Source organism: Brevibacillus invocatus (genome assembly GCF_003710915.1).
Classification (GTDB): Bacteria; Bacillota; Bacilli; order Brevibacillales; family Brevibacillaceae; genus Brevibacillus; species Brevibacillus invocatus.
This window is the reverse complement of record NZ_RHHR01000026.1, coordinates 91,846-118,495: the sequence shown is the minus strand read 5'-3', so window position 1 is coordinate 118,495 and position 26,650 is coordinate 91,846. Positions and strand designations below refer to the sequence as shown.

General features: G+C 50.3%; 28 protein-coding genes. 22 read left to right on the top strand and 6 right to left on the bottom strand.

The features are described 5' to 3' along the window. Positions 1–383: 383 nt before the first annotated feature. The 6 genes from EDM52_RS14315 to EDM52_RS14290 are packed head-to-tail and all read right to left on the bottom strand — an operon-like array spanning position 384 to position 2,375. On the bottom strand, positions 384–599 hold the full coding sequence (locus EDM52_RS14315; protein WP_122909657.1) for a spore germination protein: 216 nt from the start codon (positions 597–599) through the stop codon (positions 384–386). A 36-nt stretch (positions 600–635) separates the two neighbouring features. Continuing rightward, entirely contained in the window at positions 636–1,010 is a 375-nt protein-coding gene (locus EDM52_RS14310) for a spore germination protein GerPE (RefSeq protein ID WP_122909656.1), read from the bottom strand. Between the two features lie 18 nt (positions 1,011–1,028). Next, entirely contained in the window at positions 1,029–1,232 is a 204-nt protein-coding gene (locus EDM52_RS14305; RefSeq protein WP_245996926.1) for a spore gernimation protein GerPD, read from the bottom strand. Next, positions 1,219–1,839, bottom strand: a complete 621-nt coding sequence (gerPC, locus tag EDM52_RS14300) for a spore germination protein GerPC (protein ID WP_122909655.1) — start codon at positions 1,837–1,839, stop codon at positions 1,219–1,221. Before gerPC ends, EDM52_RS14305 begins: the two co-directional genes overlap by 14 nt. Positions 1,840–1,881: 42 nt before the next feature. Beyond that, the gene (locus EDM52_RS14295) at positions 1,882–2,106 is read right to left on the bottom strand and encodes a spore germination protein GerPB (RefSeq protein ID WP_122909654.1); all 225 of its coding nucleotides are present in this window, start codon (positions 2,104–2,106) and stop codon (positions 1,882–1,884) included. Continuing rightward, positions 2,103–2,375, bottom strand: a complete 273-nt coding sequence (locus EDM52_RS14290) for a spore germination protein (protein ID WP_245996923.1) — start codon at positions 2,373–2,375, stop codon at positions 2,103–2,105. The genes EDM52_RS14295 and EDM52_RS14290 overlap by 4 nt, the downstream gene beginning before the upstream one ends. A 131-nt stretch (positions 2,376–2,506) precedes the next feature. Here EDM52_RS14290 and EDM52_RS14285 point away from each other — a divergent pair, with 131 nt between their 5' ends. The 22 genes from EDM52_RS14285 (at position 2,507) to EDM52_RS14190 (ending at position 26,642) form a co-directional block, all read left to right on the top strand. Beyond that, positions 2,507–2,689, top strand: coding sequence for a hypothetical protein (locus tag EDM52_RS14285; RefSeq protein WP_122909652.1), 183 nt, complete (start codon positions 2,507–2,509; stop codon positions 2,687–2,689). Positions 2,690–2,848: 159 nt separating this feature from the next. Further along, positions 2,849–2,980, top strand: coding sequence for a hypothetical protein (locus tag EDM52_RS25460; protein ID WP_276330121.1), 132 nt, complete (start codon positions 2,849–2,851; stop codon positions 2,978–2,980). Further along, positions 2,977–3,102, top strand: a complete 126-nt coding sequence (locus EDM52_RS25455; protein ID WP_276330120.1) for a hypothetical protein — start codon at positions 2,977–2,979, stop codon at positions 3,100–3,102. The genes EDM52_RS25460 and EDM52_RS25455 overlap by 4 nt, the downstream gene beginning before the upstream one ends. Before the next feature lie 2 nt (positions 3,103–3,104). Next, positions 3,105–3,485, top strand: coding sequence for an ASCH domain-containing protein (locus EDM52_RS14280; protein WP_183185093.1), 381 nt, complete (start codon positions 3,105–3,107; stop codon positions 3,483–3,485). 9 nt (positions 3,486–3,494) lie between these two features. Continuing rightward, positions 3,495–4,073 carry a TetR/AcrR family transcriptional regulator gene (locus EDM52_RS14275; protein WP_122909650.1) on the top strand — a complete coding sequence of 193 codons (579 nt, stop codon included), beginning with the start codon at positions 3,495–3,497 and terminating at the stop codon, positions 4,071–4,073. Between the two features lie 70 nt (positions 4,074–4,143). Then, positions 4,144–4,905: a CPBP family glutamic-type intramembrane protease gene (locus EDM52_RS14270; RefSeq protein WP_122909649.1), complete on the top strand. Its 762-nt coding sequence runs from the start codon at positions 4,144–4,146 to the stop codon at positions 4,903–4,905. A 170-nt stretch (positions 4,906–5,075) separates the two neighbouring features. Next, complete coding sequence (locus tag EDM52_RS14265; RefSeq protein WP_122909648.1) at positions 5,076–7,346, top strand: type IA DNA topoisomerase; 2,271 nt, start codon at positions 5,076–5,078, stop codon at positions 7,344–7,346. A 111-nt stretch (positions 7,347–7,457) separates the two neighbouring features. Next, entirely contained in the window at positions 7,458–8,123 is a 666-nt protein-coding gene (locus EDM52_RS14260; protein ID WP_122909647.1) for a PspA/IM30 family protein, read from the top strand. A 94-nt stretch (positions 8,124–8,217) separates the two neighbouring features. Further along, positions 8,218–8,622 carry a DUF350 domain-containing protein gene (locus EDM52_RS14255; RefSeq protein WP_122909646.1) on the top strand — a complete coding sequence of 135 codons (405 nt, stop codon included), beginning with the start codon at positions 8,218–8,220 and terminating at the stop codon, positions 8,620–8,622. A gap of 22 nt (positions 8,623–8,644) precedes the next feature. Beyond that, on the top strand, positions 8,645–9,151 hold the full coding sequence (locus tag EDM52_RS14250) for a DUF4178 domain-containing protein (RefSeq protein WP_122909645.1): 507 nt from the start codon (positions 8,645–8,647) through the stop codon (positions 9,149–9,151). A gap of 12 nt (positions 9,152–9,163) precedes the next feature. After that, the gene (locus EDM52_RS14245) at positions 9,164–9,937 is read left to right on the top strand and encodes a DUF4247 domain-containing protein (protein WP_122909644.1); all 774 of its coding nucleotides are present in this window, start codon (positions 9,164–9,166) and stop codon (positions 9,935–9,937) included. 151 nt (positions 9,938–10,088) lie between these two features. Beyond that, the gene (locus EDM52_RS14240; RefSeq protein WP_122909643.1) at positions 10,089–11,681 is read left to right on the top strand and encodes a long-chain-fatty-acid--CoA ligase; all 1,593 of its coding nucleotides are present in this window, start codon (positions 10,089–10,091) and stop codon (positions 11,679–11,681) included. A 466-nt stretch (positions 11,682–12,147) separates the two neighbouring features. Next, positions 12,148–12,798: a DUF4912 domain-containing protein gene (locus EDM52_RS14235; protein WP_122909642.1), complete on the top strand. Its 651-nt coding sequence runs from the start codon at positions 12,148–12,150 to the stop codon at positions 12,796–12,798. 14 nt (positions 12,799–12,812) lie between these two features. After that, positions 12,813–15,698: a 1,4-alpha-glucan branching protein domain-containing protein gene (locus EDM52_RS14230; RefSeq protein WP_122909641.1), complete on the top strand. Its 2,886-nt coding sequence runs from the start codon at positions 12,813–12,815 to the stop codon at positions 15,696–15,698. A 43-nt stretch (positions 15,699–15,741) separates the two neighbouring features. Beyond that, entirely contained in the window at positions 15,742–18,117 is a 2,376-nt protein-coding gene (locus EDM52_RS14225; protein WP_122909640.1) for a sugar phosphate nucleotidyltransferase, read from the top strand. A gap of 43 nt (positions 18,118–18,160) precedes the next feature. Continuing rightward, positions 18,161–20,140, top strand: a complete 1,980-nt coding sequence (locus EDM52_RS14220; protein ID WP_122909639.1) for a glycoside hydrolase family 15 protein — start codon at positions 18,161–18,163, stop codon at positions 20,138–20,140. Further along, positions 20,140–21,564 carry a phosphoglucomutase/phosphomannomutase family protein gene (locus EDM52_RS14215; RefSeq protein ID WP_122909638.1) on the top strand — a complete coding sequence of 475 codons (1,425 nt, stop codon included), beginning with the start codon at positions 20,140–20,142 and terminating at the stop codon, positions 21,562–21,564. The genes EDM52_RS14220 and EDM52_RS14215 overlap by 1 nt, the downstream gene beginning before the upstream one ends. 204 nt (positions 21,565–21,768) lie before the next feature. Further along, entirely contained in the window at positions 21,769–22,413 is a 645-nt protein-coding gene (locus EDM52_RS14210; RefSeq protein WP_122909637.1) for a TetR/AcrR family transcriptional regulator, read from the top strand. Between the two features lies 1 nt (position 22,414). Further along, on the top strand, positions 22,415–23,947 hold the full coding sequence (menE, locus tag EDM52_RS14205; RefSeq protein ID WP_122909636.1) for an o-succinylbenzoate--CoA ligase: 1,533 nt from the start codon (positions 22,415–22,417) through the stop codon (positions 23,945–23,947). Then, positions 23,940–24,362 (top strand): MaoC family dehydratase, encoded by a 423-nt coding sequence (locus tag EDM52_RS14200; RefSeq protein WP_122909635.1) that lies wholly within the window; start codon positions 23,940–23,942, stop codon positions 24,360–24,362. The genes menE and EDM52_RS14200 overlap by 8 nt, the downstream gene beginning before the upstream one ends. Then, the gene (locus EDM52_RS14195) at positions 24,359–25,360 is read left to right on the top strand and encodes a 3-oxoacyl-ACP synthase (RefSeq protein WP_122909634.1); all 1,002 of its coding nucleotides are present in this window, start codon (positions 24,359–24,361) and stop codon (positions 25,358–25,360) included. Before EDM52_RS14200 ends, EDM52_RS14195 begins: the two co-directional genes overlap by 4 nt. A 25-nt stretch (positions 25,361–25,385) precedes the next feature. Next, positions 25,386–26,642: a substrate-binding domain-containing protein gene (locus EDM52_RS14190; protein ID WP_122909663.1), complete on the top strand. Its 1,257-nt coding sequence runs from the start codon at positions 25,386–25,388 to the stop codon at positions 26,640–26,642. Positions 26,643–26,650 lie beyond the last annotated feature (8 nt).

Here is a 26,650-nt window from a genome sequence, read left to right as displayed (position 1 = left end):
CGGGATCAGACGATGAGAGAAAAAAAAGCGACGTTTCGCGCAAATTTGTAGAGAGAAGGTAGATGCCTTCTCTTTTTTTGTACTATCGGAAAGTTTAAGTGCGCTAAAGCGCTTAAAAGATTAGCGGAAGATAGTATAAGTGCAACTAAGGCTCCGCCAAAAGCTTGGCGTAGCCAAGTTTTCTAATACTATCGGAAAGTTTAAGTGCGCTAAAGCGCTAAAAAGATTAGCGGAAGATAGTATAAGTGCAACTAAGGCTCCGCCAAAAGCTTGGCGTAGCCAAGTTTTCTAATGATGCTCACCCGAAAACGGGAGCAAGAACGCAGCACAGGGCTTGTCCGACCTATAAAAGAGCACAGTGTCTGGTAGATGAACACTGTGCATCACACATTTCCAACAAGTGGCTGGTCCACGACGCTTGGGTCTAGCGTGTTCGTCGCACTTGCACCATTTATGGTGTTGACGACGTTTCCTGTATTGCCGCCACCAGAACCGGAAAAGGTTTTATTCGCACTTTTCGGTGAGATATTGAGGGTGTCCCCAAAGTTAACGGTACCAGAGTTGCTGTTGATATTAACTGCGCCTATGATCGAAGGCAAAGAACACCCCTCCCTTCACCCTCGTGCACCTGTCGATCAAGACGGATCTCTCAACAAGTGCCGAATGTTTTTTATGCGGGTTTCCATCGTGACACAGTCATTTGAGCCAATTTGCAAAACAGAGGAAGCAGAGAGAAAAGAAGTCTTCACACATTTCACATGGATAAAGCCGTTGTCCTGGCACGTTATCGTTTGGAAGGAGTCAGGCTGTTCAGGCTCTGGCAGGGGGAAGGTGAATAACGGATAATCCGTGAATTGAAATTCATGCTCGTAGTAAATGGCTGGCTCGCGCTGTACAGAGATGACATTCGAGACCGCATCGATATTGTGAGAATCGCCGATTTCGATGACAGAAGAAGTATCGACTGAGATGATGGACAAGGAGTCTACTTTTGATGTTCTTGTGTTCATGGCAGGGACTCTCTTTGCTTACGTAGCCAGGGGACGCACCGGCGCAAGCGTGACCCCGACAATCAATTCTTCTGGTGGCCCTTCGAATGAGGTGAAGAGGTACACTTTTTTTGTATCTCCAATGAGCAGAGAAGCTGCGGTAGACAGGCTGAATATTTGAAGTGCACCAACGCAAACCTCACCATTCGTCACTTTGTAGTTCACCCTCTCATGCTTCTCCATTGTCTACCTCCCGCGGCAAATGTGTGACAAACGTAGTACAAGTCCGTTCAATATCCCGTTTCACCTTTTGTATGACCTTTTGTTCCCAAGCTTCTATTTGCTCCGGCTCTAGCTCATCTGTATCTAGCTGGCCGAGATAATGAAGAATCCGCTGATCGATCTGTTTTTTAACGTCATCCAGAATAAAGCTGCGGTATGCCGGGTCCAATGGATAACCGTAATCGTCTTCGATCCGCTTCAAGACCTGATAGGCGTCCCGCTCCAGATAACGGTAAATTTCACTCTGTACGCGTTTGAAAGATGGCGAGCCAGCCGGATCAGTCGCACCGTTCGAGGGAGGAGTAGGCACAGAAATTTCGCCGATAGCAGCATCATTACCTTTGGGATTCAGTCCAATATTCATGGTGCCTTCGAGCTTCTCCACTTTTAACAAATCAAATTTATATTCATTTTTGATTACGGTAGGGACTTGCTTTTCTTTCCACTCACTCATTTCCTGATTCAGCTGCTCAATCAGCTTTTTCATGCTCTCCATCTGTTTGTTTTGAGCATGCAGATAATCGCTCATCTGTTGAAAATACTGCATGATTTCTTGATCCAAGTACATGACGATCATCCTTCTTTTCCGAACTGACAGCAGTCTAGACTGCTAGGAAGGCGTAACCAGAGGAACGCGTGGGACAAAATCTTCCGGTGGGGTCCTTTCTGGTTGTAATTCGGTTTGAGGCGCGGGCCCTGTAAAGCCTCCGGTATTAAAAAGCTGTGTGATTGGTTTGATCATTCCTGAACTGCCGATCTGACAAATGGACGAATTGGTCAGACTCTCGATTTTTAACTGATGAATGACAATATGCTGTTGAACAAAAAAATTCATGAACGCTCCCGTCCTTTGATCGAGGCCTCAACGATTTCTTCCACAAATATCGGTATCTGTGCATCAGAGGTATCATTTACGTAGATGACGGTTTTGGGGATATGAAAATACAGGTTCTTGCCCGAGTTGAAAGATCCCCCACCGGTAAACGTCTGGAGGTAGCTGACTGGCGTGACGTTTCGCACATCGCCGACGTTAAAGACGCCAGTCATACTATTGACATTCAGGACTCCCACAATAGCTGGCATCTCATCCACACCTTTCGCCAAGGAAATCCTTTTGTATTGTATGTGAGAAACAAGTGGGTGTTCATATCTGTTTTTATGACCGCTTTTAACGACGCAAGCATAGAGTGGATCATCCATGATTTTTTACAGCAAGACAATAAGGAGGTCACGTATTGGAAATCAAAATTAACAACAAGTGCATGAAGGTTGATGAGATCGAAATCACGGGTGTCACACAATCGTCCTTTGTATTGATCGGTGATGCAGATGTCGTAGATTGTGTAACCTTGTTCGATACACCCGAAGACTCACTGATTATTAGCAAACAAGTCCCGCTCAAGCCGAAAGAGTGGTAGCGAAGGTGCATGTGTTTCTTGACAAGACGAGTCTTTACAAATTTCCCAGCTCCACGTAAAATAACGTTCAGCTTAGAAAAATCTGTAAAAGATGATTTTTCTAAGCATTTTTTTGGTTAAAAATGAACATTCGTTCATGATTGGACGCGGGGAAAGGGGATGCTTCATACACAAGAGCTCGAAAAAGTCATTCAGGAAGAGATGCAGAAGAATCAGCTACCAGGACTTGCTATTGCGGCTGTACATAAACGATCGAACGGCATTTCTTTGTATCACCAAAAGGTGGAATGATTCGTTTCGACGAGGAAGATACCGGAGTCGTGAATCCCTTTTTTTCGCAGGATGCTGACGGATCGATCGATCAGGAACGCCGTCGAAGCCCATATACACCTATACGGAAAGCGAGTGAATGATCATGAAGCGAACCACATTTTGGGGACGGGATGAAAATGATGAACGCCTGGTCGAGCAAATCATAGCGGGTACGAAAACCGCAACATGTACACCGAAATGCTGGTATGATGCCGATCCAGATGAAATCACAGAGGTAGGAGAGCTGGTGGAGGTATACAGTAAAAAAGGGGCGTACATGTGCACGATTGAAATCATCGATAAATACGAGCTGCCATTTGGCCAGATCGACGAGCGAACCGTCATTGGGGAAAATTGCAGCAGCTATGCAGAGTTTCATGCAGATCATGTCTTTGCTTGGGAGTCTGACCTAAAAAAAGACGGTCATGAATTGACAGACGACACCATGATTGTAGTTGAGCATTTTCGTTTGGTGCAAAGCTGAGAGCGAGGCATGCAATATATAAAAAAAGAGATCGAGGAGACGATTTTTGCCGTAGCGAGACGAGAATTTGCATTACATGGATTTGAAGCTACGACGATGCGGAGGATTGCGCAAGAAGTCGGGATAACGGCGCCAAATATTTATCGGTACGTGGAGAATAAGGAGCAGCTTTTTGAAAAGCTTGTAGATGCAGCGTACCACCGGATCACGAAATTGTTTGAGATGAATGTGGATTCGCGCATGCCACTTGAGCAGGTGGAACGTCAGCTGATAGTCGAGCTACCTCGTCTGATGCTTCAGGATCGCGTGGAATGGCTCATGCTCATGGACGGGAGCAAGGGGACGAAATACGAGCATGTCAAGCAAGCGATTATTCAAGTGCTCAGCGAGGACATGTCGCGCAATATTGCCCTCTTCAACGGCAAGAAAAGTATCGAGAGGATGAATCCCAAGCTCGCCAGGCCACTGTCAGTCAGCTTTTGGGAGGGGATTCTCGACAACTTGAGGCATACAGAAGAGGAAGAAGAAGTCGTCAGCCTGACCAGCCATCTTATCCAAATGTATTTTTATCTTACACTCGAGGGCTGAAACGCTTTTAGACTAGAGCGTGAAAAAACATCGATCTCGTCCGATAAAAGAGGGGGACTGAACGAAACGAATGAGCAATACGTGGAGAAAACATCTAAAACTTGCATCATGGGCAGCTGTCATAGCCATACTCGCCAGTCTGATCCTTCTTCCTTATCAACTAAAAATCGTCACCATGCCTACCGTACCCGGCATTCCGATGGCGGTGCTATTGGCATTATCCATCTTTCAGACCAGCGTCATGGTTTTTGTGCTTTCACTATTGGGTTCCCGGCTGGCTGAAGCGGTTCAATTGCCGCTCCCGATCCTTCGCGGGTATGTAGAAGGCAGAAAAGGAGCAGTCTGGGACAAGCAATCCTTTTACTGGTCATTGGGTATGGGGATTTTGGTCGCTTTGCTGATCACGGTGCTGGACCGTTATGTATTTTCTCCCTCGATTCCAGGATTGGTGAATCTCGAACAGCAGGTTCCTCGCTGGTATGGGCTGTTGACGGTACCGTATGGAGGAATCGTGGAAGAGCTGATGCTTCGGCTTGGTGTCATGAGTATGACGGTCTGGCTTTTGGCGAAAATCACGAGAAGTCGTTTTAGCGCTATACCTACTTGGGTATATGTGTGTGGGATCGTGCTTGCGGCCATCGTCTTTGGCTTGCTGCACTTGCCTGCCACTATTCAAATTTTTGGTGAATTAACGCCAGTACTGATCCTTCGTGGTATCCTGCTGAATGGCATCGGAGGAGTGGTGTACGGTACTCTCTTTTGGAAAAGAGGGTTGGAATACGCTATGGTTGCCCATATGGCAGGAGACGTTGTCTTGCACGTCGTGTTTTAGAAAGCAGCTTCCCAGGATTGGACTACCTTCGAGCTATGCATTGAGGTATACTATTTGTATGATGAAAGCATCCAGGACTCTAGCGTATCGTTCGCTAGAGTTTTTTTGCTCAATTTGCTGGGAGAGTGTAGTCGGAATCAGCCAGAAGCTTAGTAAGGAGAGAACCCGTTTTGAAAACACTCATTATTGCGGAAAAACCTGACATGGGACGAAATATAGCGGCCGCAATAGAGCCCAAAGCCAAAAATCACCGTACATACCTTGAAGGCGAGCGATACATCATTACCTGGGCGATCGGTCACTTGGTCGAATTGGCAGAACCGGACGCCTATGATGTGAAATACAAGAAGTGGAACATCCATGATCTCCCGATTATCCCGAATACATTTAAGCTGGTACCCAACCGCAAAACCAGGGATCAGCTGAAGGTCATTGCAGATTTGGCGAAGCGAAGCAATCTTCTGATCAATTCATGCGATGCCGGGCGGGAGGGGCAGCATATCTTTTCGCTGATCCAGCGACATCTCAAGCTGAGACAGCCTGTGAAAAGGCTCTGGATATCAGACCTGACGCCGGAAACGATCCGCAAGGGCTTTTCCGAACTCAAGGACGGATCCGAATATGAAAATCTGACAAAAGCAGCCAGAGCCCGCAGCGAAGCCGATTGGCTGATCGGGATGAACGGTTCGCGCGCCTTTACCACCAAGCACAATGTCCTGATCTCAGTAGGCAGAGTACAGACCCCCGTACTCGCTCTGATCTACGACCGGCAAAAACAGATCGAAGCTTTTTCCTCTTTGAAGTATTTTGAAGTGGAAGGTCACTTTACGCAGAATGAAATCAGCTACAAGGGAATCTGGCAAGGCGAGCGCATGACCGATCCTGCGAAAGCCGAGCAGCTGGCACGAAAAGTGAAAGGCAAGCCGGCGCGCATTGCCTCCTATGAAGTGAAGGACACCAAAGAGTATCCTTTTAAGCTCTACGATCTGACCTTGCTGCAGCGCGAAGCCAACAGCAGGTACGGTTTTTCAGCCAAAAAGACACTCGATCTCGCGCAGGCGCTTTATGAAAAGCACAAGGTGATTTCCTATCCGCGTACGAATTCCAACTACGTGACCGAGCAGAACATTCCGGAGATGCACAAAACGCTGAACGCTTTGCAAGGCACGTCCTACGACGAGTGGGTGAAGGGAGCAAACCGCAGTCTCGTACACAAGGGAAACCGCTTCGTTTGCAATCCGGCAAAGGTCGAAGATCATCATGCGATCCTGCCAACCAATCGCACCGCGAAGGGCCTATCTTCGGATGAACAAAAGCTCTACGATCTGATTGTACGCCGCTTCCTTTCCCAATTTTACCCGGCGGCCGAATACAAGATTCATTCGGTTATGACAGAAGTGGAAAAGGAAAGGTTCAAGACAACCGTCAAAGAGCTGCGCAGCATTGGCTGGAAGGTCATCTATGCAGACCAGAAGAAGGAAAAGCCCAGAGGCCACAAGAATCAGAACAAGAATGAAGAAGAGCAAGAGGAAATCGAAGTCAACGAACCTTTTTCCCTGCTTGCCGATGCAGCCGTCCATTGTCAGAACGCTCAGGTAAAAGAGAAGGAGACGCAGCCGCCCAAGCACTATACCGAGGGCACTCTGCTCAAGGCGATGGAAAGTGCGGGCAAGCAGATCGAGGACGAGGAGCTGCGCGACGCGATGAAGGAATCCGGTCTGGGTACACCCGCGACCCGGGCAGCCACCATCGAGCGACTGAAGAAAGTCGGTTACGTGGAAATGCAGGGGAAGAAAATCCTCTTGACGCAAAAAGGACGAACCGTGATCGAACTGATTCGGGGAGCAGGGGTCGAGCTGCTAACCTCGCCTGAAATGACAGGTCACTGGGAGCGCCGCCTGAATGAAATCTCCAGGGGAGCTGCTTCTGACGAGCGTTTCATGGAAAACGTGAAGAAATTTGCAACCATGATCGTAGACAAGGTTCGTGTACAGGCGCGTGCAGACAAGACCTCATTCGAAAGTGCGGATGGCAAGGGGGCTCCGGGCAAAAGAGCAAGTGGAAAAGCGACAGGCAGATCAGCAGCAGCCAAAACGCGCAAAACGACGAGAGAAGCTGGTGCAACACGGAGTCGAGCGAAAGCAGTCACTTCCACCTCTTCCGCAGCTTCTAGCATCATTGCCCAATGCCCGCGACCCGGATGCGGCGGTTCGATCTTCATGGGGCGAAAAGGCTACGGATGTTCCAATTACAATGTAGGCTGCCGCTTCGTCATCTGGAAGGAGAGCTATGGGCGGATGCTGACAGATGCCCAGGTAAGAGGACTGATTGAAAAAGGCAAGACAGGGAAAATGAAGCTGATGCTTGCAGATGGAACCCCGACGGAGGGGCGCCTCATGCTCCAAAGCAAGGAGACAGGCGAGCTGGGAATTCTCCCCTAAAAAACTCCATCACGATATCGAAACTTCTTTCTCCCTTTCACGTAGATACATAGTAACAAGAGGGAAGCCAATTTTCGCCCTTTCACAAAGGTATCTAAGGAGGAAAAATCCATGTCCATTTTTAAAAGACTTCGTGATTTGACCATGTCCAACCTGAATGCGCTGATCGAAAAAGCAGAAGATCCCATCAAACTGACGGATCAATACCTGCGTGACATGCAGGATGATCTGGAGGAAGCAGAAAAAGCGGTAGCTGCCCAAATCGCACTGGAAAAGAAATTCAAGGTGCTGTATGAAGAACAGGAAGCGTTGGCGAAAAAACGTGAAGAGCAGGCACATGTGGCTGCACAAGCGAAAAATATCGACCTGGCTCGCAGAGCATTGGAAGAGAAAAAAGCTGCTGAGCAAAAAGTGGCGGAGTACAAGGCCGGTTACGATAAAAACAAACTGGCTGCCGACAACCTGCGTGATCAACTCGCTGAGATGAAAAAGCAGATCACCGAGTTGAAGAACAAACGCGAGACGCTGGTCGCACGCGTAAATGCAGCGAAAGCACAAAAGACCATCAATCAAGCGATGTCCGGCCTCGGTTCCAGCTCCGCGATGTCCGGTCTGAAGCGGATGGAAGAAAAAGCCCTGCAAATGGAGGCGGAAGCCGAAGCGAGCGGAGAGCTTTACAAGAAAGAAACCAATCTGGACGAAGAAATCGCCAAGCTGAGCAAGGATCAACAGGTTGAAGACGAGCTTGCGGCATTGATGAAAAAATACGAGGGGTAAACCGCATTTGGCGGTCCCCCTTTTTTTCGGCCTTGTGGTGTGTGCAAGTGCAAGGCTAACTCTCTAATCATTTGAATCGTACGGGGTGATGTGCTTGGATTGGATCGAAGTTCTCGCCATGCTGGTATGGACCGGTGCTGGAGGCCTTTTATTATTCGTATTGATGTGGATTGACTCCTTGTTTACCAAGTACAAGGATATGACGGAAATGAAAAACGGAAACATGGCTGTGACGGCTCGATTCGTCATGAAGCTGTTTGCACAAGGCTACATTTTGTCCCAGTCTATCGCTCATTCTCAAGACTTGTGGACGGCATTGTTCGTTTCCGTGATCTCATTTGTGATTTTATTCATTCTGGAAAGAATCGTGGAATTGGTGTTCCGCATGATCGGAGGACTCAATCTGGAAGAAGGCACACAGCAAGGAAAGGTTACGCATGCGATTTTGGCAGGTTCCTTTCATATCGTTGGAGCCATGATCATCGCGGCGTGCCTGTAAGCGCAGCAGGAGGGAGTATGCAATGAGCCTGTTTAAGCGAATAACGAACTTGTTTTCCAAGCACGAACCGCCGGAGCCGGAGAAAAGCATCCTGACCGTAGGGGCAGGTGACGTGGTAGAAGTGTCGATGGTCACGTATCAGGTGACGGGCAAAGCCAGCAATGCGAGCCGCCATGCAACCATGCTGACGCTGCAGGACGGCAATGATATTCGCTATCTCTACATCGAAGATCGTGAGCGCACGGTGTTTCACCTCTATCATGTGATCGATGGACGACTGGATTCGGTGGATGAGGTGCCGACCACCATCGAGATGGATGATGTGACGTACCATCTGGAGGAGCAGTATTCCGGACGGATCAGCGTGGTCGGAAAAGCTCCTTTTTCAGCATCTGGAGAGCAGTATATTTGGCAATTCCAGTCTGACCAGCGCCAGCTGTTGCGGATTGAATGGCAGGATGGTAGATTCATGCTCTACGAGGGAGAGACGGTACTTCCGGCTGATGTGCAGGTGTTACGCGGTAGCTAGGAGGAGAGGCATATGCCCCGTGAATGGGTAAAATTGATCAAGCTCTTTTTGATACCTGCCATCTTCCTGATGGCTATGGCTGGCGGTGGCGGCCATGCAGCGCCGGATATCAGTGACACGTATGCCTTGGAATCCGTCAGTTCCGTAGATGGAGGGCAATCCTCACGCGTATATCGGGCTGTCAATAAGACCGTGCCAGAGGTTGCCGAAGAGCTGGTCGCTATTGAAGAGCCGGAGGAAATGTCTGCGGAAAATACCGAGCGCATGTTCCTCGTCTATACAGATGCCTGGTATCATCTGCAGCAGGACCCGCAAAATCCGGCGGATACCATCGTGCAGAAAGATACGAAGGAATTCGTTGAGAAAAACTACGAGTCTTCCTTTCTGAAAGCGTACTTTGTCGCCTCCGTCCTGGAGGATGTCCTCGATGGGATGAGCAGCAGTGGAGGCAGCTATCGCGGATATTCCAGCAAGGAAGTGAACAAGCCAGGCGGAACGTACAGTACGCCGGACAAAGCAAGCCCGCCTGTCACCAAGGAAGGTACGGGGAGCATCATTAAACGGAGCAGCCAAAAACCCGATCAAACCGCAACGGTAGGATCCGGAGGCAGCTTGTTTGACAAACAGTCGGATTCAACGACCAAAAGCTCAGGAAAAATCATCCGCAATTCTTCATCGTCCAAGGAATCCTCGTCGAGCAAAAGCTCATCCATTTTCTCACCATCGAAAAAATCTCCTCCAAAGACGAAAGTCGGAGGTTCAGGCAGAATAACCAAACGACGTTGACCCGCCAGCAGGTTTGAGGCGGGTTTTCGTCTATTCTTGGACTTAGTTGTGGAATTGTGAATTTTTTCAGTATTTTCCGATAACAAAATTGACGCCAAACTCCTGAATTGCTAGTCTATGGATAAAGCACCAATAGAAGGAGATGGAACCTATGCATGTAGCCTTGCGAATCGACGATACCTTGCGCCGTGCAGTCTTGCTCTATCCGGATGTGGAGGCTGTTTTGGAAAACGAACGGCGTTGGACCTACAGGGAATTTCAGAGTGAAGTGCATCAGCTGGCTCGAGCCATGCAGCGGCTGGGAATTGAAAAAGGAGATCGGGTAGCCGTCCTCTCGCCCAATACGGCAGCCATGCTGCAGCTATTCTATGCCTGCTTCCAGCTGGGAGCGGTGGTTGTCCCCCTCAATACACGACTGTTGCCGCATGATTATCAATACATCGTCGATCATGCTGAGGCGAAGCTGTTTTTCGTGGACGAGGAATTAATTCCATTGGTACAGCCGATTGTCGATGAGCTTCCGACCGTATCCAAGCGTATCATGATCGCACTGGACGTCTCCTCAGAACCGCATGGCGGATGGGCAACATTTCATTCCCTTCTGGCACAAGAAAGCTGTGATCCGTTGGTCGTCGAGATCGAGGAGACGGATTTGGCAACCATCCTCTACACCAGCGGCACGACTGGCAAACCCAAAGGCGTCATGCACTCCCACCGCACCCTTTACTTCAACATGCAAAATACGATGTTCCATCTCCGCGCTTCGGATCACGATGTCCTCTTACATACCTTACCGATGTTTCACGTCAATGGCTGGGGAACCCCATTCTCCTTTACAGCAGTAGGTGCCAGGCACGTCATGCTACGAAAGATCGATCCGCCACTCATTCACTCCTTGATCCAAAACGAAGGGATCACAGTCGCATGTATGGCCCCTACGGTACTGAATATGCTGATAAATGAGCCTCTTTTTCATAGTGACAAGGTGGACAGCTCGATCCGAGTCGTCATCGCTGGGTCAGCACCGCCTACAGCGTTTGTCCGAACCGTGGAACAGCAGCTGGGCTGGGAATTTATACAGGTATACGGGATGACGGAATGCGCACCACTGATCACGGTATCACCCATCAAGCATCATCTGAGAAATGAAGAGGAGGAAACTCGTTTTCGCCGGAAAGCCAAGGCGGGAATCCCGATGCTGAATGTAGAAATTCGAGTCGTGGACGACGAAAATAGCGACGTGCCGCGGGACGGAAAAAGCATTGGCGAGGTGATCGCTCGCGGCAATATGGTGATGGAGGGCTACTGGAAGCAGCCGGAAGCCACTGCAGCCGCTATTATGGATGGCTGGTACCGGACGGGTGATATGGCAACGGTCGATGCTGAAGGATATATCGACATCGTAGATCGTAAGAAAGACATTATCATCAGCGGCGGTGAAAATATCTCATCGATCGAAGTGGAAGGCTTGCTTTATGAGCATCCTGCTGTATTGGAAGCCGCAGTCGTTTCCGTTCCGCATGAAAAATGGGGTGAGGTGCCATACGCGATCATCGTTCCTCGTCCTGGCATGCAGATCGACGAGGAAGCATTGAACCATTTTTGCCGAGAGCGAATGGCTGCCTTTAAATGTCCCAAGGGCTTTCAGATTGTCGACGAATTGCCAAAGACCGCCTCAGGCAAAATTCGCAAGGTGGAGCTTCGCCAACCGTTTTGGCAGGAGAAAGGAAAACGGGTTAATTAGTTAGCTTCGAAATGGTACAGAACACTACGGTAAGAGTCGATGCCTTTTGGCGTCGGCTTTTTTTCTTTTTCCTGATCGCGAGTATACATACATCAACATCCGTCGGCATAAGCGAAAGGGGTATGTGTTCTATTTCTGCTTATGAAGAAAGGAGTTTCGCGCAAAAAATGAACGAAAATTCGACGTGTGAAAGCGTTTGCTGCGCATAGCAACTCAACTTTTGCTCGGACATGACGAAAACATCATTCTTTATCGACAAAAGAAGAAGGGAACCTCAACCAGCGTTCGACAGTTTTTCTACCTTGCATTGGCTATGATGACAGTGTTGGCTGATGATCACAAAAACAGTCGAATCCGTCTGGTTTGACTGCAAGTTGTTACATCTCTTCATAGGAAAAACTCCGAAAAGTGTGGATCTCTCGTTGAGAGGGGACGTTTTTCACAGAAAGGAAAGGAGCGCTCACCTGTGCTAGAAAAAATTCTACAGCTTAAATCCCAATCGATGACGATTTCCCAAATTGCCGAAGAATGTGGTTTGACGATCGGTCAGGTCAAGTACCGGTTGCAAAAAGGGAAGTCCAAATCTGAACAAGAAAGCCACCAGCCGAACCACCAGCTGCCCCAAAAAGCCGAACCAGATGACAACCAAGGCTGGCGCTTAGCCAGTTATTACGGTCGGGATATCATCAAGGCAATGGCACAAGGGCCTACTGTACTTTTCGTCTATTGGGAAATCACCTGGCCGCGCATGAGAATGGTCGCTTCTTATCTGCAAAGCGATTATCGTCAAATCCAAAAAGGAATTCGGATTTATGATGTGACCGACCGTTTGTTTGATGGTCATAACGCACATTGGCATAGAGATTTCCAAATTCAAGAAGAGGCAAACGGATGGTACGTGAACGATCTTCAACCTGATCGAACGTATATCGTTGATTTTGGACTCTTTGATCAAAATCGTTTTTGTCCCATATTACGTTCTGAATCGGTGGTCACACCGCGAAATACAAGGGCTGTCTGGGGAGAGCCACTGATAGAACCTGTGACACAGACATCTGTTCCGTCTTGGTTCGAGAACTTTTCTTCCTATTCCCTATATACCAAATCCACTCCATAAGTGAGGTGCTGTCGGTGCATCACGGATATCTCGCCCTTGTGCTGCATGCCCATCTACCCTATGTGCGTCACGGGGACAGGGACGATTGTTTAGAGGAGCGTTGGATCTATGAAGCGATGCTGGAATCGTATCTGCCTATTCTGCTGGTTTGCGAAAAGCTGCTGGAGGATCGAATTGATTTTCGCCTGACTGTGGCGGTATCGCCAACCTTGTTGTCCATGCTTGAAGATGAATTGGTCCAGTCTCGATTCCGTATTCATCTGCGAAAAACGGTGGAGCTGGCGGGACGTGAGGTTAGGCGGTCAGTCGAGCATCCAAAAGAGCATCGCCTCGCCAAAATGTATCTCGAACGCTTTCGAGAGATCGTCACGTACTGCACCAAGCACCAGTATTCATTGATACCTGCTTTGAAAAAGCTTCAGGATAGCGGATGCGTCGAGGTGATTACTTGCGCGGCAACCCACGCTTTTCTTCCGTATGTGGAGACGGAAGAGGCGATCCGTGCACAGCTTCTGACAGGGATCGAGACGCACACACGCATCCTGGGCAAACGCCCTACCGGAATCTGGCTACCGGAGTGCGGGTATACGCTAGGCTTGGATCGGTTGTTGAAAGAAGCAGGCATCCGTTATTTCTTCGTGGACAGTCACACGATCCAGCACGCGACTCCCCATCCGCGACGTGGCTTGTACGCTCCGCTCTTGACTCCTTATGATGTCGCTGCCTTTGCGCGTGACGAGGTCGCCTCCCGACAGGTATGGAGTTCCTATGACGGTTACCCGGGCGATTTTGATTACCGTGAATACTATCGCGATATCGGATTTGATCGGGAGATGACGTACATTGAGCCCTATATCCATCCGGCGGGGATTCGCGTACATACGGGACTCAAATACCATCGGATTACGGGCAAGAATGTAGAAAAGGATTGGTATGATCCCCAACTGGCTCGTGAGAAAGCAGAAGCTCATGCACAGCACTTTCTCGAGCATCGCGAGCGTCAGGTGCGGGAAACAGCAGTCTGGATGGACCGGGAGCCGCTGGTGGTCGCCACCTATGATGCTGAGCTGTTTGGCCACTGGTGGTATGAAGGCCCACAATTTCTCGATCATCTGCTTCGCAAAACCGCGATGGCTTCCGATGAGGTTCGCCTGATCACTCCCGCCGCCTATCTTGAGCGTTATCCTGAAAATGATCGCGCACGACTGCCGATGTCCTCCTGGGGACGCAATGGCTATGGCGAGGTCTGGCTGAATGAACGAAACGATTGGCTGTATCGCCACCTGCATCAGGCAGAGCGGGAAATGGTTGAGGCTGTGATACAGGTTCACAGGCAGCAGGATCATGGAGAGAAGGCCGAATTCGGGGTCCGCTGTTTGCGTCAGGCTGCACGGGAACTGATGCTTGCGCAGAGCAGTGACTGGTCATTCATCATGGATGGGCAGACTGTCGTGGAGTACGCGGTACGTCGCGTTCATGATCATCTGACACGTTTTTTTGAACTGATCGAGATGGTTCGAAGCGACCAGTATGAACCGGTGAAAATCCAAAGCATGGAAATGGCTTATCCGCTTTTTCCTGATGTGAGGGAAAGGTATTATTTGCCTGCTTCCATGCATAAAGTGAACGTATCGCAGCAAATGGTTGCGGTCAGCCAGGCGCACGGAACGCAGCCCCGAATCCTGATGCTCAGCTGGGAATTCCCTCCGTATGTGGTTGGCGGACTGGGACGGGCGGTCTACGATTTGGCCATCCATCTGGTTCGCTTGGGTGTGGAGGTGCATGTCCTGACTGGCTCTGCTGACAGGGTAGCAGGGAGTGAATGGTTGGAGGGCATCCATGTCCATCGTGTCAACACCTTCTCTACGGCAGAGCAAGAGGATTTCCTGCAGTGGGTATTTCAGCTGAATTTGGCGATCGTAGACACGGTCGAACAGATGAGGAGAGAAGGCTTTTATCCTGATCTGATTCATGCCCATGACTGGCTGGTTGGTTGGGCAGCCGTGGAAATGAAACACCGCTGGAACCTTCCCTTGATTTCCACGATTCATGCTTTGGAACATGGCCGTCATCAGGGAATTCATTCGCCACTACAGCAGCGAATCCACGATTGTGAAAGGGAGCTGTGCAAGGTATCTGACCGCATCTTTGTTTGCAGCCAGTACATGATGGAAGAAGTGAAACGCTTGTTTGGAATGGCTGAAGAAAAGATGTGCCTGATTTACAACGGTGTAGAATCACCCCCTGACCTGAGTGAAGAAATGAGTCGGCATATGGAGGAGGTTCGACGGGAGCTAGGTCTGGGGCAGGGACCCATGCTGTTTTTCGTTGGTAGACTTGTCAAAGAGAAAGGCGTTCATCTCCTGCTTCATGCAGTCTCACGCTTGCGGCACGAGCATCCGGATCTGACGCTCGTCATCGCCGGAAAAGGTCCGATGCGTGAAGAACTGCAAGATTTGGCACACCGGTATGGCATTGCTAGTGAAGTACGTTTCTTGGGATTTGTAGAGGATGAACGTAGAAATGTGTTGTTTCGTTTGGCAGACGTAGCCGTATTCCCCAGCTTGTATGAGCCATTCGGAATCGTCGCATTGGAGGCGATGTCGTTTGGCACGCCATTATTGGCAGCAGATACAGGAGGTCTTCGCGAGATTGTCCGCCATCAGGAGAACGGGGTCACGATGTACGCAGGTGATGTGGATTCGCTTGTCAATCAGTTGCGCTGGCTGTTGAACCATCCTGAAGATAGGATTTTCATGTCCAAGGTCGCGCAATCTGAGGTGCAAAGCCGATATGCATGGACACATTTGGCCCAAAAAACGGTTGAGCAGTATCGTATGCTTCTCCCTGCAGTAAGACCTGATGAGGAAGTTGATCTTGTGTCATCGAAAGTTCCGTGACAGACCCGATGGAAGATTGCCAGTATGAAGGAGGAGCTTGAGGATGAAGGCAGTAATCATGGCTGGCGGCAAAGGTACACGTCTGCGTCCCTTAACGTCTCATACACCAAAGCCGATGGTCCCGTTGTTGAATCGGCCTTGCATGGAGTACACGATCGAGCTGTTGAAACGACATGGCATCAAAGATATTGCGGTCACGCTTCAATTTCTTCCTGACGTGATTCGCAACGCTTTTGGTGATGGCTCACAGTATGGGGTTTCCCTCACTTATTTTGAAGAGACAACGCCTCTAGGTACAGCAGGAAGTGTGAAAAATTGCGCCGATTTCTTGGATGAACGGTTTATCGTCATCAGCGGAGACACCTTGACTGACTTCGATTTGACACAAGCCATCCGTTTTCACGAAGAGAAGCAGGCACTTGCCACCTTGATTTTGACCCAGGTGGAGACACCCCTCGAATTCGGGGTGGTGATGACGGATGAGAGTGGTCGGATTGTCCGGTTTTTGGAAAAGCCGAGCTGGGCAGAAGTGTTTAGCGATACCGTGAATACCGGGATGTATGTGTGTGAACCTGAGGTGCTTGCTTATATAGAGAATGACAAGGAAGTGGATTTCAGCAAAGAAGTGTTTCCATTTTTCTTACAAGAACAAAAACCGCTCTTTGGCTATGCTGCCACTGGGTACTGGTCAGACATCGGCTCTTTGGAGGTATACCGGCAAGCGCAATTTGACCTCCTGGACGGGCTTGTCCAAGTGGAAATCAAAGCGCAGGAGATTGCTCCGCGCATCTTTCTGGAGTATCAGGTGAAGATTGATTCCTCCGTACGATTGGAAGGTCCTGTGTACATCGGTGAGCAGGTGCATTTGCAGGCAGGGGTGTCAGTAGGCCCGTACAGCATTATCGGAAACCACTCCGTCGTCGCTTCCGGATCGAAGCTGACGCGAGCGGTGCTGTGGGAAAATACAGTGGTTGGCAAAAAAACAGAGATTACGGGTACCACGCTCGGACGTAATATCCAGATCGGCGATTCCGTGATTCTGGGTGAAGGAGCCGTGATTGGAGACCGTTGTCAGATCGGTTCGAAATCTTCAATCAAGGCAGGCGTGAAAATTTGGCCGGATAAGGAAATCGGCGAAAGTGCTACTGTCACGACATCCTTGATCTACGGTACAAAGCAAAGTAAAAATCTGTTTGGCACATCTGGCATTAAAGGGATCGGCAACGTGGAGATCACGCCCGAATTCGTGACGCGTTTGGCGGCAGCATATGCTTATGGCCTGCCATTTGGCAGTCGTATCGCCCTGTCAGCATGCCCGCATCCCTTTGCCCAGTTGCTCAAGCACAGTTTGATGACCAGTCTTTGTTCATCAGGGATCGACACGGTTGATCTTGGCGTGGGAAATGTACCACTGCTTCGTTACGGGATACGCAGCCTGGGGTGCCAAGGAGGCATCCACTTGCAGATGACAGATCCGCTTGATGAGAAACAAATGATTCTTCAATTTGTCGATCAGAGTGGGTTGCCGATCACGCGTGACGCGGAGCGCAAGATCGAGAATGCGTATTGGCAAGAAACGTACGTACGCAGTCTTCATCAGCTTGGACAATTGCACATCGAGCATCAGGTGCAGGATGCGTATATGCGTGGACTTGTCGACCGGCTTGATCTGGTGAGTATCCAACGCAAGCGATTCCGATTGCTAATAGATTGTGAGCCACGCTTCTATCCCACCTTTCTCACTCCACTGTTTCATACCCTTGGTGTGGTTGCGATTTACGGTTCGATCCAAGAAGGTGTTTGCAGACAAGGAGCCGATCTGGGCGTGTGCTTGGATCGTGACGGAGAACATCTTTCTCTGTACACAGAGCAGGGAATCCCTCTATCCACGGAACAGCTCCTGGCTATTCAAATACTGGCATGCAGTCCTCTGCACAAGCGTATCGGTCTGCCTGTCAGTGCACCGATAGAGCTGGAACATTTGGCTCAGCTGCTGCAAATAGAGGTCGTGCGCACAAAGGTTTCGCCGCGCTCCATGATGGAGGTTTCTGTCGGGGAACCCTTCCATCCGTTATTTGATGCTGTATACAGCCTGATGCAAATTCTTTCGTATCTCGCACGGGAGGAGAAGCCTCTTGGAAGCTTGCTTGAAAATATTCCGGCCTGCTACATGGAAAAGCAGATTGTGTTTTGCCCGTGGTCGCAAAAAGGTCGAGTCATGCGGAAAGTGCTGGAAGAAAGTAAAGGAAAGCTGCTGGAGCTAGTGGATGGCATCAAGGTATACGATGCAAACGGCTGGGTATTGATTCTGCCTGATAATGAAGATTCCCACTTCAAAGTGATTTCTCAAGGGGCGACGGCGGAGACGGCTGCAACACTCGCTTCCTCCTATGCCCGACGGATTGCCGAATACCAGTAGCAAGGGTATTGCCACGTTCTTTATATCGATCAGGAGGTGTAGTATGCCAAGACCGCTCGTCGTCGGCAATGGAAAATTGCTGATCAATTTTGACGACAGACTGCACATGCGTGATCTCTATTATCCCTATGTGGGACAGCTCAATCATGTAGGCGGTCATTTCAGCAAGATGGGAATCTGGGTTTCGGGTCAGTTTTCCTGGCTGGATGAAGACGGATGGCAACGAAAGCTCGGCTACGAAAAGGAATCGCTGGTCACGGATGTACATTGCGAGCATGAATCCATGCAAATTTCGCTGCACCTATCGGATGGCGTGCACCAACGAGACCCGATCTATTTGAAGAAGGTACGCGTCCACAATCGTTCCAGCGAAGCAAGAGAAGTCCGTTTGTTTTTTAACCATGATTTCAGCCTGAATGAGAGCGAAGTAGGGGATACGGCTGTGTACGATCCTCTGCTTCGCACCATTTATCACTATAAGCGAAACGTGTACATCCTAGTGAACGGCAAAACGAATATCGGTGGAATTGACCAATACAGCGTAGGAATCAAACGCTTCCATTACGCCGAGGGAACCTGGCGTGATGCAGAAGACGGCTTGCTCGCCGGCAATCCGATTGCACAAGGCTCTGTCGACAGTACCATTGCCTTGCGCATGATGCTAGGGCCGGATGAGAAACAAGTCATGACCTACTGGATGTGCATTGGAGACTCCTATTCTGATGTAAAAAAAAGGAATCAATACGTGCTGGAAAGTGATCCGGAGCGCCTTTTGTCGAGAGTATCCGTGTACTGGCAGCGATGGGTCAACAAAGAAGAGCGTGATTTTGCCGATCTGCCTGCTGAAGTGATTGATCTGTACAAAACCAGCTTATTGATTGTTCGCACGCAGATCGATCAGCATGGCGCGATACTGGCAGCCAACGACTCTGACATTCTCCAGTATAATCGCGATCATTACAGCTACATGTGGCCGCGTGACGGCGCTTTGATCGCCTGCGCCATGGCAAAGGCTGGCTATACAGGGGTGGTAGCCCCCTTTTTTCGCTTTTGTGCAGAGGCTTTGACAGACGAAGGGTACCTGCAGCACAAGTACAATCCTGACGGTTCCGTTGGTTCGAGCTGGCATCCATACATCGTGGATGACGAGATTCAGCTGCCGATCCAGGAAGACGAGACAGCTCTGGTGCTGTACGCCTTGTGGGAGCAATACAAGAGCGGCAAACAACTGGAAGATTGTCAGGCTCTTTATCCTACCCTGATCAGGCCTGCCGCCCGCTTTTTGCTGGATTACATGCATCCAGAATGGGATCTGCCGATGCCCAGCTACGACCTTTGGGAAGAGCGGCGCGGCATATACACCTTTACCAGCGCTGCTGTTTTTGCGGGATTGAAGGCGGCCGCCAGATTTGCCTTGCTGTTCGGCGATGATCATCGATTCCAGCGCTATGACCAAGGTGCCGAGCGTATACGAGAAGCTATGTTGAAGCATCTGTACGATCCGCAGCTAGGGCGCTTCCTGCGCGGGTATTCTGCTGGGCCAGAAGGGCGCTTGGAAAAGGATTTCACCATGGAGAGCAGTCTGTTTGCCCTCTTTGCTTTCGATGTGCTGCCTGCAGACGATCCGCGAGTGGTAAACACGATGGAAGCAGTCAAACGAAGCTTGCTGGTACAAACCCCAGTCGGTGGGTTCTCCCGTTATCAGGGGGATGCGTATTTTCAAAAAGCACACGATCGATCGTTGGTTCCAGGAAATCCCTGGATTATTTGCACGCTTTGGATCGCGGACTGGGAGATTGCCAAAGCCACGTCATGGTCCGAATTGCAGGAGCCGAAGGAAAGGCTGCAGTGGGTCGTTCGGAAAGCCCTGCAGAGCGGTGTGCTGCCGGAGCAGCTGGACCCGTATTCAGGTGCGCCTGTTTCTGTAGCGCCACTAACCTGGTCACACGCTACATACGTGGGCACGGTGCTGCGATATTTGGAAAAGGTACAAGAGCTACAGGGAAGAAAGGAGAGGTCGTGATGCATGCGATCCGTTTCGGTACGGATGGCTGGCGAGCGATAGTAGCAGATGAATTTACAACGGCAAACGTACGCATTGTCGCACAGGCGATTGCCAGCTATACCAAGGAGAGAGGCCAACAGGAGCAACCCCTTTTGGTCGGACATGATACGCGGTTTTTGGGTCGACGCTTCGCAGAGGAGGTCGTCCAGGTACTCACGGGAAATGGCATACGCACCTATTTGCTGAGCGAGGCTGCTCCGACACCAGCAGTTGCTTTCGGAGTCAAGCATTTCGCTGCCAGTGGGGCGATCATGATTACCGCCAGTCACAATCCGCCCGAGTACAATGGAATCAAGTATATTCCCGATTATGCGGGACCGGCTTCACCCGCGATAACGAAACGTTTGGAAGAATGGATCGCGCAGATTGTGCAGTCCGGCGAGGTGCATCGAACCAGCATCGATGAAGCGATCGCACAAAAGCGGATGCAAATCATCGTCCTGCGCCCTCATTACGAAGCCCATTTGCGCAGGATGGTGAAGCTCGATGTGCTGAAACGATCCTCTATGCATGTCGTCGTTGATGCCATGCATGGTGCAGGAATGGGTTACGTGAGTGGATTGCTGCGTGAGACCGGGATTCGAACGGTAGGGCTTAGAGAGACGGTGGACGCAGCCTTCGGTGGGAATCTTCCTGAGCCAAACGAAAAGCATCTGACTCTATTGAGGCAGGAAGTCGTGAGCCGTCAAGCAACGATGGGCTTGGCCAATGATGGCGATGCGGATCGTTTTGGCGTCGTGGATGAAGCTGGTCGGTTTATTCCACCCAATGAAGTGCTGGTGCTGTTGGTTTACCATTTGGTGAATAACCGGAAGCTTTCTGGCAAAATCGTACGGACAGTAGCAACGACCCATTTATTGGACAGGGTTGCCGCTGCCTATGGTCTGGAGCTGGTGGAGACTCCCGTCGGCTTCAAGTACATTGGCGAGCAAATGCTGCTAGGAGATGTGCTGCTAGGCGGCGAGGAGAGCGGAGGTGCCAGCATACTCGGTCATATCCCCGAAAAAGACGGCGTTTTGATCAATCTTCTGATAGCGGAATTATGCGCGTGGGAAGGAAAACCGCTCGGCAAGATCCTGCGTGACGTGCAGGATCAGTTCGGTGAGCTGTTCAGTACCCGAATCGATATTTCGTTGACTCGCAAAGAAGGTCTGCTGCAAAAATTGCTCGAACAGCCGCCTCTGCAGGTAGGGCCGTATGCGGTACAGGACATCAATCAGTTGGATGGTCGCAAGCTGCTTCTGGAGGAAGGACATTGGGTGTTGATTCGACCTTCAGGAACAGAGCCGCTCGTTCGTATCTATTGTGAAGCAACCAATCTCCTCGCACTGGAAAAAATCAAGGAAGCAATCCGGGATTGGTTTATGGAAATACGAGTGTAGCTTGAGGGAGAAGAACGAAGGATAGCCATCGGGGCTGTCCTTTTTTGTTTTTAAAGACCTATTAGAACGAACAAAAATTTACAAATAAACAATTGCCAAACAATTTTGAAAACGTTATCATAATAATCAGAAAAACTGACAACTGATTCATATTTCAGTTTTATGACAACCCATACTTTCTCGAATGGACAAAAGGTGATGAACATGACTGAGCATACTTCCGAAACCAAGCAGCAGCAAAGCAAGATACCCGCAACCACAAAAGGAGCCAAGACGAGGCAAAAGCTACTGAACGTGGCCGAAGAGGTTTTCGGAGCGAAGGGGTATTTCGCAGCCTCCATCATTGATATAACCCAGCAGGCCAACGTAGCGCAGGGAACTTTTTACAACTACTTTGAATCCAAGTACGAGATTTATGCAGAGCTGATCAAACAGCTGAGCCGGGATTTCCGCATCGAGATCAAGCAGGAGGTCGCGCGTGCCAAAAGCCAGCGTGAAGCCCTGGAGATCGGTATCCACGTCTTTCTCAAATGGGTGAAAAATCACCGCAATCTGTACAGTATTGTCCAGCAATCCGTTCTCGTGGATGAGCAGCTGTACCGCGCGTACTACGAGCGTTTGGCCCAAGGCTATCTGAAAGGTCTGGAGGAAGCGATCGGCAGTGGCGAGTTCAAAGCACTGAACGCAGAAACAGTAGCTTACTGCCTGATGGGTGTCACTTCTTTCATCGGCATGCGCTGGGTGTACTGGGAAAACAAAGAGGTTCCCGAAGAAGTGGTACAGGACGCCATCACCTTTATTTTTGAAGGGCTGGTCAGCCAGGAAAGGAAAAATCAGAAGGGGGAGTAGGATGAAAGGGATTGCGGATTGGATTGACAAGCGTGCCTTCATTACACCGGAGCGAACTGCACTGATGGATGAAAGGCGACAGCTTTCCTACCTGGAGATGAGCGCAGAGGTCAACCGTCTTGCCCGCATGCTTGATGACAGATACGGATTACAGCCCGGTGAAAGGGTGGGCATCCTGGCTGCGAATAGCATCGAATATCTTTTGACGCTGTTCGCGATAGCCAAGCTGGGGTGTATCGCGGTAGTGCTCAACATACGGCTAACACCAGACGAGCTGGAGTATCAGCTCAATGACAGCGGGACGCGTATTCTGATCGCGGAAACAGCTTATCGCATCGAAGGAGAAGGGCTTCTGGAAACGACCGGTATTCAAGACATTCTTTGGTACGACCATCGCGAAGAATCCCCTATGCAGCTATGCAACCTATCAGCAGCTTATCCTGCCGAATTGTTGACCAGAAAGGAAGCAGATGGGAACAGCCCCTTTATCATCTGCTATACATCCGGAACGACAGGACGCCCCAAAGGTGCCGTACTGACCCAAGAAAATATGTTCTGGAATGCGGTCAACAACGTATTGGCGCTGGATCTCACCTCACACGACAAATCGCTGACACTGCTTCCACTCTTTCATATCGGCGGGATCGGACTCTTTGCCTTGCCGACGCTCTTTGCAGGAGGAGCCGTCATCGTTCCCAACCGCTTTGATCCGGAAAAAGCGCTCCAGCTGATCGAGGAGCATGCGGTGACGATTGTGATGGGCGTGCCCACGATCTATGATTACATCCAGAAAAGTCCGAATTTTGAAACTGCTAATCTACAATCCATCCGCTGGTTTTACTGTGGAGGTGCGCCATGTTCACATGAACTGATCCACATTTACTTGGAGCGCGGGCTCACTTTCGCACAGGGATTCGGCATGACCGAGGCAAGCCCGACTGTATTTATGACTTCCCGGGAGGATTACACGCGCAAGATCGGTTCGATCGGAAAGCCTGTGATGTTCAGCGAGATTCGGGTTGTCGATGAAGGCGGCAGAGATGTTTCCTGCGGTGAGATTGGCGAGCTGCTGATCAAAGGCGGCAACATCATGCAGGGCTACTGGAATCGTCCGGAAGCGACAGCAGCGACGTTTCGCGATGGGTGGCTGTTGACCGGTGATCTTGTGACACAAGACGAGGAAGGCTTTGTCTACATCGTGGGACGCAAGAAAGACATGATGATCTCTGGCGGTGAAAATATTTACCCGCTGGAGGTAGAGCAAGTAATCGGCCAGCTGTCTGCTGTAGACGAGGTCGCTGTGATCGGTATGGCAGATCCGAAGTGGGGGGAAGTGCCCGTAGCGGTCATTTCCGTAAAAGCAGGACACGAGTTGACCATGGACGATGTAAAAAATCACTGTTTCAAGCGCTTGGCTAAATACAAGGTGCCAGTAATGGTGAGGTTTGTAAGCGATTTACCGAAAAATGCAACCGGCAAGATCGACAAAAAAATGATCAAAACAGATTTTATGAAGGAGGAACAGCATGGCTAGATTCGAGATTGGTCAGAAAGCTTCTTTCGGCAAGACGATCACAGAGACGGACGTCGTTTCGTATGCGGGCTTGAGTGGAGATTTCAACCCGATACACGTAGATCGGCAGTTCGCCCAAACGACTCGCTTCGAACAGCGGATTGCACACGGACTATTGACGACCAGTCTCTTGTCTGGCGTGCTTGGCATGCATTTGCCCGGACCTGGCTCTGTTTACATCGGACAGACGCTGCGGTTCGTCCGTCCAGTATTCATCAACGATACGATTACGGCAACAGCTGAAGTACTCCAGTATGACCCTGTAAAAGGAAACATTCTGCTCAAGACGGAATGTCGCAATCAGAATGGTGAGCTCGTCCTGGAGGGAGAGGCGAAAATGCGTGTGCCACGCGAGGAACAGGGGGTTGGAGCATGATTGGCATCACAGAGACAGGGGTATATTTCCCGCCGCGTATCGAAACAGCAAAGGAGATCGCTGCCCGAGCAGAAATCCCCGAGGAAGTGATCGTGGAAAAGTTCGGTCTGGTGCAAAAACACATATCCGACAACCGTATTCATGCATCTGACATGGCAATCGAGGCTGCCAGATCGATCCTTGAAAAGATAGATCCGCTGTCGATCGATGTGCTGATTTACTTTGGCAGCTCCTACAAGGATTACATGGTCTGGACGTGCGGGACGAAAATCGTGCATGAGCTCGGGCTGAAAAATGCCTACGCCTTCGAAATCATGAACGTCAGCTCCTGTTTCCCGATCGCATTGAAGGTTGCCAAAGATATGCTCGTCTCCGATCCGACGATCCACAACATCCTGCTGGTCGGGGGCTGCAAGGAGGCGGAGCTGGTCGATTATCAAAATGTTCGCTCACGTTTTATGTTCAACTTTGCCGATGGAGGTGCCGCCGCTTTGGTACAGCGCGGTTCAGCGCGGAGTCGAGTGCTGGGCTCAAGCATTTTAACCGACGGATCCTTCCATGATGATGTTCGCGTGGTCGGCGGAGGCTCCAAGCATCCTGCCAGTCTGGAGAGCGTACAGCAGCGGCTACATTATCTGGATGTGAAAGATCCCAAGGACATGAAAAAGCGTCTGGACCCGGTATCCGTGAATCATTTCGTGCACGTGGTGCAGCATGCTTTAGAAAAAAGCGGGCACTCGGTTCGGGACATCAATTGGCTGATTCCGCTGCATACCAAGCGCTCCATGTTTCTGGAGCTGCTCAGCCGACTGGAGCTGAACGAAGACCGGGCGATTTACCTGGATCATTACGGCCATTTGTCCGCGCTTGATCCGTGCATTGGGCTTCACGTGGGTCAGGAGCGCAGGCTGTTTCGTAAAGGCGACAAGATCGTCACAGTAAGTGCGGGTACGGGCTACACCTGGGCCGCTACGGTGCTGGAGTGGCTTGAATCATAAATAGAGCGGGGGATCAAAGATGAGAATGAGAAAGCAAGGTTTAAAGCGTGGACTTACCACATGGCTGGTTGCGACCACACTCCTGGCATCAGCTTGCTCGACTCAGCAATCCGCACCACCATCAAATCCAGCTCAGCCTGGGGCAGCGACACCTGCAGCATCAGAGGCGAAAGCACCTATTCGAATTGGCGTGCTCGCTTCACTGACAGGAGCATTGGAGGATTATGGAAAGCAGACCACGCGCGGCTTCGAACTAGGGATCGCCTACGCGACAGGAGGCACGAACGAGGTGGGGGGCCGTCCGATCGAAGTGATCGTCGAGGATACAGAAACGAAATCGGATGTCGCAGTGAAAAAAGCGACGAAATTGATCGAGGATGAGCAGGTGGATTTTCTCGTAGGCTCATCGAGCTCAGGAGATACGCTGGCAGTCGTCCCGTTGGCTGAGGAGCACAAGAAGATCATGGTGGTCGAGCCAGCAGCTGCCGACAGTATCACCGCTGACAACTGGAATCCGTACATCTTCCGCACGGCCCGCAATTCTTCGCAGGATGCGATTGCAGGGGCGCTGGCGATCGCCAAGCAGGGTACGAAGATTGCAACTCTAGCCCCCGATTACGCATTTGGTCGGGATGGTGTAGCCGCCTTCAAGGAAGTGGCAGAAAAGCAAGGTGCCCAGCTCGTGCTGGAGGAGTATGCCGACCAGAAGACGACCGACTTTACGCCAAACCTGCAAAAAATTATTCAAGCCAAGCCTGACTACTTGTTTGTGATCTGGTCCGGAGCCAATACGCCCTGGAGTCAAATATCGGATATGAAGCTGCAGGAGCAAGGAATCAAAATCTCGACCGGAACAGCAGATTTCGCCACACTGAAAACCATGAAAAGCATGGTCGGTATGGAAGGCTTCACGCTCTACTATTATGAGCTTCCCAAGAACGAGGTCAATGACTGGCTGACCGAAGAGCACAAGAAGCGCTACAACGGAGAGGCGCCTGATTTGTTCGTACCTGGCGGCATGACAGCGGCGATGGCGATCGTAGAAGCACTGAAAAAATCCAACGGAGATACCAACGCAGACAATCTGATTCCACTGATGGAGGGCATGTCGTTTGACTCACCAAAAGGAAAGATGACGTTCCGACCGGAAGACCATCAGGCTCTGCAAGTGATGTATGCGATCAGACTGGAGCAGAAGGACGGCGTAGAATGGCCGGTTCCTGTGTTGATGGGCGAGCTGCCGCCGGAAGAAACAGCACCTCCGATTCGAAATAACAGGTAGGGCGGTGA